The sequence below is a fragment of the Nocardia ninae NBRC 108245 genome (genome assembly GCF_007990755.1).
In the GTDB taxonomy this organism is placed as follows: domain Bacteria; phylum Actinomycetota; class Actinomycetes; order Mycobacteriales; family Mycobacteriaceae; genus Nocardia; species Nocardia ninae.
Genome location: NZ_BJXA01000180.1, coordinates 1 through 1844, shown reverse-complemented (window position 1 = coordinate 1844; position 1844 = coordinate 1). Strand labels below are relative to the sequence as shown.

General features: G+C 70.4%; 2 protein-coding genes. Both read left to right on the top strand.

What is annotated here, in order from left to right; genetic code table 11:
- The first annotated feature begins 153 nt into the window (after positions 1 to 153).
- The gene (locus NN4_RS44540; protein ID WP_135237408.1) at positions 154 to 1644 is read left to right on the top strand and encodes an SCO6880 family protein; all 1491 of its coding nucleotides are present in this window, start codon (positions 154 to 156) and stop codon (positions 1642 to 1644) included.
- A 7-nt stretch (positions 1645 to 1651) separates the two neighbouring features.
- On the top strand, positions 1652 to 1844 hold a 193-nt coding region (locus NN4_RS44535), incomplete at its 3' end, for a hypothetical protein (protein ID WP_186818936.1).

Below are 1844 nucleotides of genomic sequence, written 5' to 3'. Positions count from 1 at the left end.
GTCCGGTGCTACACGCGCGGCGGGCCGGATCGGCGCGGCCCGCGCCGCGACGAGCAGCCTGAACCGTGCGGATCAGGCAATGGGTGATGTGGCCGGTGACCGTTGGGCGAATCGATCGCCCGACCTCGGGAGGAGCACCATTCCGCGATGACGATGACGACGAACGATACCTACGAGCGGCGCTCGTACGGGCTGTGGCAGAAGCCCCGCAGCGCAGGCCTTTTCGGTCTGCGCTGGGAAGAGACCGTAATCGGCTTCGTGGTGGTGATCACGGCACTGATCACCGCGATGGTCGGCGGCTTCAAATGGGGTCTGATCGTCGGCGTCACCGGCGTCGTGGTGATGGTTCCACTGGTGTGGCGGACGGGGGGCCGCTCGGGCTACGAGACGGGATTGATGATGTTCAACTGGATGCGCTCGCGCAAGCGCGGCGAGCACGTGTACCGGGGTGGCCGGTTTTCCCGGATCCCCGGCGGCGTCACCCGATTGCCGGGACTGCTCGCGCCGTCGAAGCTGTACGAGGGCATCGACGCGGGCGGCTACAGCTTCGGCATGATCCACCTGCCGCAGTTCGCCCAGTACACCGTGGTGCTGCGGGCCTGGCCGCAAGGCCACGAGGCGGTCGACCAGCCGGTGATCGACCGCTGGGTGTCGGCGTGGGGCACCTTCCTCGCCTCGGTCGGCCAGACCAGCGACATCGTCGCGGTGGTGCCGGTGATCGATACCGTGCCGGAGACCGGAAACCGTTTGCTCACCGAGGTTTCCACGATCACCCGGCCGGACGCGCCGGAGCTGGCCCAGCAGGTGATGTACGAGCTCGCTACCGAGCTGCCGCAGGAGCGGGTACAGCTGCTGCCCCGGGTGGCGATCACCTTCAAGGCCACCACCGCCGAGCGCCGCAAGAACCCCGCCGAGGAGGCGGTCGAGATCGGCCGTCGCCTGCCCGGCATCTGCGCGGCCCTCGCCGAGGCGGGTGTGCGCGCTCAGCCGATGTCGGCCGACGAGGTGATCTCGTTCATCCGGCGCAGCTACGACCCGGCCTCGCAGGCCGACTTGGAAGTCGCGGCAAGCGAACCCGACGGGCACGGCCTGGATTGGGCTGACGCCGGCCCGGTTTCGCACGACGAGAAGTGGGACCACCTGGTGCACGACGGTGGCCGCTCGGTGACCTGGGAGATGGACGCGGCGCCGGAGGGCGCGGTGGACGAGCGGGTGCTGCAACGGCTGCTCGCGCCCAATCCCGAAGTGCCGCGCAAGCGCATCGCGATCGTGTACCGGCCGCACTCGGCCGCCGACGCCGCCGAGATCGTCGACGACGATTTCAAGAACGCGCTGGTGGCCCAGCAGAGCGAGCGGGGCGTGGTCTCCGCGGCCGCGACCCTGCGGGTGGGCGCCACCCAGCAGGCCCGTGAGGAGCAAGCCCGGGGTCACGGTGTGACCCGCTTCGGGGCGTTGGTGACCATCACCGAGCCCCTGCGCGGCGATCTGCCGCGTATCGAAGCCATCACGCGCGACCTGTCGACGCAGGCGCGGTTGAAGATCCGGCGGTGCTACCGCTACCAGGCGGCGGCCTTCGCGGCCTCGCTCGGTTGCGGGGTGATCCTGCCGGAGCACGCGACTATTCCGAAGGCACTGGCGGGGTGATCGATTCATGGCACGTGACGAGTGGGGCGAGCGCCCACCGGCCGAGCGCAGGCGCCGTCCCGGCGTGCGGGAACGCTCCGGCATCGAGGAGATGCCGGACCGGCCACGGCGATTCGGCAGGGGCGCGGCGCGGGTGAGCGACGACCGATCGGGACTCGACGAGAAGTCCGAGCGCGAGCGCGCCAGGGCGGCGGCCGAGC

Excerpts from the sequence above, each read along its gene's own strand:
- NN4_RS44540 (WP_135237408.1), top strand. The coding sequence starts at position 154 with ATGACGACGAACGATACCTACGAGCGGCGCTCGTACGGGCTGTGGCAG.